This window comes from Mesorhizobium sp. M7A.F.Ca.CA.001.04.2.1 (assembly GCF_003998485.1).
Lineage (GTDB): Bacteria > Pseudomonadota > Alphaproteobacteria > Rhizobiales > Rhizobiaceae > Mesorhizobium > Mesorhizobium ciceri.
The window spans coordinates 1-6,207 of record NZ_RZQT01000217.1; the positions used below are offsets into that span (position 1 = coordinate 1).

Annotated in this window: 4 protein-coding genes; 2 read left to right on the plus strand and 2 right to left on the minus strand. The window is 65.5% G+C overall.

Annotation, left to right across the window (positions count from 1 at the left end; translation table 11 throughout):
• The coding region (locus EN955_RS33215; protein WP_164769952.1) for an FAD-dependent oxidoreductase at positions 1–2,071 on the minus strand (2,071 nt) is incomplete at its 3' end.
• A gap of 243 nt (positions 2,072–2,314) precedes the next feature.
• On the opposite strand from EN955_RS33215, the gene EN955_RS33220 reads away from it, so the two are divergent.
• Positions 2,315–3,793: an esterase-like activity of phytase family protein gene (locus EN955_RS33220; RefSeq protein WP_024501444.1), complete on the plus strand. Its 1,479-nt coding sequence runs from the start codon at positions 2,315–2,317 to the stop codon at positions 3,791–3,793.
• Between the two features lie 178 nt (positions 3,794–3,971).
• Entirely contained in the window at positions 3,972–5,432 is a 1,461-nt protein-coding gene (locus tag EN955_RS33225) for an MATE family efflux transporter (protein ID WP_224621288.1), read from the plus strand.
• A 29-nt stretch (positions 5,433–5,461) separates the two neighbouring features.
• Here EN955_RS33225 and EN955_RS33230 read toward each other — a convergent pair.
• Positions 5,462–6,207 (minus strand): MFS transporter (locus EN955_RS33230; protein ID WP_164769953.1); only part of this gene is annotated, 746 nt, incomplete at its 5' end.

The window sequence follows — 6,207 nt, forward strand, 5'->3', positions numbered from 1 at the left end:
GGTCGAGACCGGTCTGGCCCGGCGTATAGCCTTGCGTGAATTCACGCGACCAGATGCCAAAGCTCTTCTCCAGCCGCAGCGCATTGAGCGCATAGTAGCCGATTTCAGCAAGGCCCAGATCCTCGCCCGCAGCCAGCAGCGTGTCGCGCAGAGTGGCGTGCATGGTCACGGGGCAACTGATTTCGAAGCCGAGTTCGCCCGCGATCGACAGCCGCGCCACACGTGCCTGCACCATACCGATGTCGAATGCGCCACAGGCCATGAACGGCAATGCTGCGCCGGAAACATCCTGATGCGTCGTGCGCTCCAGAATCTCCCGCGCATTCGGCCCCGTGAGCAGGAAGCCGCTCATCGTGTCGGAGAGGTCGGCGATGGTGACGCCCTCCGCCGCATGGCTCTCGAACCAGCGCATGTGGAATTCCCGGAGATAGTAGGAGCCCATCAGCCAATAAGAGCCGCCGCCCCAGTTGAAGACGGTGAGGTCGCCCTTCAGCCGTCCGTCATGGCCGAGCATCGGCGCCAGGCCGGCCCGCCCCGGCTTCGGCAATCGGCAGGCGAGCAGCCGGTCCAGCCACGCCTCCGCACCCAGCCCCGACACCGCATAGCGCGCATAGGCCGAGATATCGACCAGGCCGGCGGCGCGCCGCACCTGCAGCGCCTCCTCGCCGACGATGTCGAAGGCGTTGGAGCGCCGCAGCGTCGTGCTCTCGGCAAATCCCATCGGCGCGAAATAGGCCGGGATTTCCAGCCCCCAGGAAGCCGTCCATTCGCATCCCGCCGCGCTCATGCCGTCATAGGCGCCGGGGCGTTTCAGCGGCCGGCCGGCGGGCAGCCGTTCATTGGGAAAGGTCATGACGAACCGGCGCGAATAGAACTGGCGCGTCGTCTGCCTGAGATATTCGCGGTTGGCGGCGAAGGCACCGTAGCGAGCGATATCCATGCCGAAGATGTCGGCCTGCGGTTCGCCGAAAATCATCCATTCGGCCAGCGACTTGCCGACGCCGCCGCCCTGGCTGAAACCGGCCATGACGCCGCAGGCGACCCAGTAGTTCCTCAGGCCGCGCACCGGCCCGACAATCGGATTGCCGTCCGGCGTGAAGGTGAAGGCGCCGTTGACCCATTTGCGGATACCGGCCGTCGCCAGGCAAGGGAAGCGCTCATGCGCCTTGGCGAGTTCCGGGCTGATGCGGTCGATGTCTTCCGGGATCAGCTCTATGCCGTAGTCCCACGGCGCTCCGTCCATGTTCCAGTGCTTTGGGTTCTGCTCATAGACGCCAAGCAGCACACCCTTGCGCTCCTGCCGCAGGTATGAAAAGCCGTCGAGATCGACGGCGATGCCGATTTCCCTGTCAAGTGCTGCGATCTCCGGAATGTCATCGGTGATGAAATAGTGGTGCTCCATCGGCGTCACCGGCAGGTCGACGCCGGCCATGCGGCCGAGCTGCTTCGCCCACAGCCCGCCGGCATTGATGACATGCTCGGCGATGATGGTGCCCTGCTCGGTGATGACGTCCCAGCGCCCGTCGGCACGTGCTTTCAGCTCGACGACCCGGTTGCGCAAGATGATGTCGGCGCCGCGCTTCTTCGCAGCACCCGCATAGGCATGCGTGGTGCCGTACGGGTCGAGGTGACCCTCGTTGGAATCATGCAGGCCGCCTAGCACGCCGGTGACGTCGACGATCGGGCAGATCGCCTTGATCTCGTCGGGCGTGACCAGGCGCGCGGTCTCGATGCCGACAGACTGGAACACGGCCCAGGCTGATTTCAGCCACTCCCAGCGCGCGGGATCGCTGGCGATGTTGACGCCGCCCGTCATGTGCAGGCCGATATCCCAGCCGGATTCGGCCTCGATCTCCCGGTAGAGATTGATGGTGTAGTCCTGCAGCGCCGCCACGTTGGGATCGGCGTTGAGCGCATGGAAGCCTGCCGCCGCGTGCCAGGTCGAACCGGCCGTCAGTTCTGCGCGCTCGATCAGCGCCACATCGCTCCAGCCGAACCGCGTCAGGTGATAGAGCACCGAGGCTCCGACCACGCCACCTCCGATGACGACTGCGCGGTAGTGCGACTTCAAGGCTTCCCCTCCACGGTTGGTCCGAAGACTGGAGCATATATCTACTAGACATAAGTGTCCAGTGCCGGCGCGCGCATCGTTTTTCGTCGACCGCCGGCATGCACTGCGCGCTGTCACGCAAGCATCATGTTCGCGCCGTAGACCGCATTTCGGGGAGGCTTGCGCAGCATCATCGATGTCGCACCTCTTTCAGTTTTTCGTCCCGCGGCCGCTCCGGCACATCCGTCACAAAGAGGATTATCCATGAAGCACCTGTATCGACCCGCGTCGCTTGGCGTCGCGCTGGCCTTGTTCACCGCCTTGGCGCCGGCGCTCGCCGACAGCACCGCGACCGTCGGCGGCCTCGTCAACAAGGGGCTGGTCGGCGTCGGCCGCATCCCGGCCGCTCAGCGCGACAAGTTCGGCGAGACCTTCGGCTCGGGTTCCGGCATGGCGATCGACGCATCAGGCTGGACGCATGACACCGCCGGCTACAGGGGTTCGCTCTGGCTGTTGCCGGACCGTGGCTACAATGTCGTCGGCACCACCGACTACCGGCCGCGCCTCAACACGATCGCCATCGAATTTGCTCCGGTCGCACCGGGCGCGGCACCTGCTGCCGGCCAGGAGCAGACGGGCGTCAAGGCAACGCTCGCCGACACCATGCTTCTCACCGACGACAAGGGGGCTGATGCCACAGGCCTCGACCCACTCAACGGCGTGCGCGCGGCAAGCGGCGACATGCCGATCCTGCCGCAAGCCGACAATGGCAAGCTGGCGCTCGACAACGAGGCGATCGTGCGGCTGCCCGATGGTTCGATGTTCATCTCCGACGAATACGGCCCGAACATCTATCGGTTTTCCGCCGACGGGCATCTGCTGTCGGCAACCCAGCCACCGGCCGCCTTCGTGCCGATGCGCCACGGCACGCCGAACTTCGCCTCGGACAATCCGGGACCCGGTGCCGCCGAGCCCGATCCGAAGGACCCCGAGACCGGCCGCCAGAACAACCAGGGCCTGGAGGGAATGGCGATGACGCCGGACGGCAAGTTCCTGATCGCGGTGCTGCAATCGGCGCCCCGGCAGGATGGCGGCGATTCGCCCGCGACGCGCCAGAACACGCGTGCGCTGGTCTATGACGCGTCCGACCTCGCCCACCTCAAACTGGCGCATGAGTATGTCGTGCCGTTGCCGGTGTTCAAGGATGCCAAGGGCAAGACCAAGATCGCCGCGCAGAGCGAGATCGTGGCGCTCTCCGACAAGACCTTCCTGATGCTGGCGCGCGACAGCGGCAACGGCCAGGGGCTGAAGGGCGACACCTCGCTGGTGCGCCAGATCTTCGTCGTCGACGTCTCGGCCGCGACCGACATCGCCGGCGGCGCCTTCGATGCCGCCGACAAGCCGCTGGCGCCCAAGGGCGTGCTCGACCCGTCGGTGATGCCGGCCAAGCTGACGCCGTTCATCGACATCAACGACAAGGGCGAACTCGGCCGCTTCGGCCTGCACAATGGCGCGCCGAACGACAAGAACAACCTGTCGGAGAAGTGGGAGGCGATGTCGGTGGTCAGCGTTCTCGATCCGAAGCTGCCCGACGACTACTTCCTGTTCGTCGCCAACGACAACGACTTCCTCGCCCAGGACGGTTTTCAGGTCGGCGCACCCTACAAGGCGGAAGACGGCGCCGATGTCGACACCATGTTCCTGGTCTATCAGGTCACGCTGCCGGGTCTCGCCAGGAAGTAACCACCACTGCCCGGGCGGGCGCGCTTGGCGCGTCCGCTGGGGCTCGCGGCTGGGCATGAACGAAGCAGCGGCTTTCAGTGCGGCGCGTTCGCAAGGGTGCATCTCGGTCCCGCCTGCGATATCATCGTGGACTGGATCCAAATCACCATCCGCCGAGTTGCCCGCCATGGACGAAAAAATGCCCGCGCGCCGGCGCACCGGCGACCTGACCAGCGGCCCGATCCCGCGCACGCTTCTGCTGTTCGCCCTGCCGGTGCTCGGCTCCAACGTGCTGCAGTCGCTCAACGGCTCGATCAACGCCGTCTGGGTCGGCCGTTTTCTCGGCGAATCGGCGCTGACCGCCACCTCTAACGCCAACCTCGTCCTGTTCCTGATCCTCGGCACCGTGTTCGGCATCGGCATGGCGGCCACCATCCTGGTGGCCCAGTCGGTCGGTGCCCGCGACCTGCCCGAGGCGCGCCGCATTGTCGGCACCAGCGCGACGTTCTTCTTCCTCGTCTCGGTTATCTTCGCGGTCTGCGGCTGGATCTGGGTTGACGCCATTCTCAACACGCTCGGCACACCGGCCGACGCCTTGCCGCTGGCGCGCTCCTATCTGCGCATCATCTTCGTCGCCGTGCCGATGATGAACCTTCTGTCCTTCGTCATGACCGTGCTGCGCGGTGCCGGCGATTCACGCACCCCCTTCTTCTTCATGGCGCTGGCCGTCGTCCTCGACATCGTGCTCAACCCATTGCTCATCGCCGGCATCGGACCGTTTCCCGAACTCGGCATCGCGGGCTCCGCCACGTCCACGCTGATCGGCCAGACGGTAAGCGTGATCGCCATCCTGATCGTTCTCTATGTGCGCAAGCATCCGCTGCGGCTGGCCGGCGCCAATCTCGCTCTGTTGCGGCCCGATCCCACCTTGCTGCGCATCGTCGTCTTCAAGGGCGTGCCGATGGGCCTGCAGATGATCGTCATTTCGGCGGCGGCACTGACGGTGATGGGCATCGTCAATTCCTACGGCTCACAGGTCGCCGCCGCCTACGGCATCGCCGCCCAGCTGTGGACCTACATCCAGATGCCGGCGCTCGCCATCGGCGCCGCCGTTTCCTCGATGGCGGCGCAGAATGTCGGCGCCGGGCGCTGGGACCGGATCGGCCGCATCGCCGCCTCCGGCGTCGGCTTCAACCTGGTCCTGACCGGCGCGCTGGTTGCCGTGCTGTCGGTTTTCGACCGTTCGGTGCTGAGCCTGTTCCTGAGCCGCGACAGCGCGGCGATCGACATCGCCGTCCACATCAACAATGTCGCCTCGTGGTCGTTCATCCTGTTCGGCATAACCATCGTGCTGTTTGCCACCGTACGAGCCACGGGTGCCGTGATGCCGCCGCTGATCATCCTGGTCATCTCGGTGCTGGTCGTGCGCACCGGCTTTGCCTATTTCATGCGTGGCGTGATCGGCGAGGAAGCGCTGTGGTGGAGCTTCCCGGCGGGTTCGATCAGCTCGCTTGTACTGGCGGCGGCCTACTATCGTTTCGGCCGCTGGCGCACCACGCACATGATCGAGGACAGGCCGGCCGCCGGCGAGCCGCCGGACACCGGTCTTGGCGTGCCGCGCGGACGCGCGCATCTTTCGCCTGAAACACCGAACGGCTGAAGCCCGGTTCCGCTGGACCGCTCCAGGCCTCAACGCCGTTTCAGCCCAAAAGCCAGCGCCACCAACGAAAACGCCACGATCATGCCGGCGAACGCCAGGCTGGCAGCGACGGGACTGGCATAGGTCGAAACGATGCCGATGCCGATGACGGGCAAGGCGTTGCCGACAAAGCAGCAGATGAAGAAGCTGGACACCACTTCGGCGCGACGATCCTTGGGCGCGATCTCGTTCACCACTTGCAGGCCGCCACGGTAACCAAGCGCCGCCGCAACGCCGCAACAGGCCGTCGCAGCAACCATCAGTGCCATCGAGGCCAATATCTGCGCCGCCATCACCAACGAGACGCTTGGGATCATCAATGCCAGCGCAGCCAGCATCGCCTTGCTGCTCTTCATGTGCATCAGAACGACAATGCTGATCGCGGTGACGATCGCCAGCTCGAAGAACAGCGCGCCGGCGACGGCATGGTTGGTCTCATGCAGCTGCTGCGCCAGGATGCTCGGCGCCAACGCGGCGTAGAACCCGACCAGCGCCATCGCGCCGAAGCCGGTCACCGCCGGCGCGACGAAGCGCGCACGGATTTCCTCCGGGACGGAAAGTCGCGGCCGCAAGGAGATCCCCCCGAGGCCGTCCGGCTTCGCCACCGTTTCGCGAATGCGCCAGACCAGGATCGTCACCACCACAAGTGCTGCCAGATAGACGATGAAGATCAGCCGCAACGGCCATGGCTCGTATTCAGCCAGAAATCCCGAAATCAGTGCGCCGAGGCCGAGGC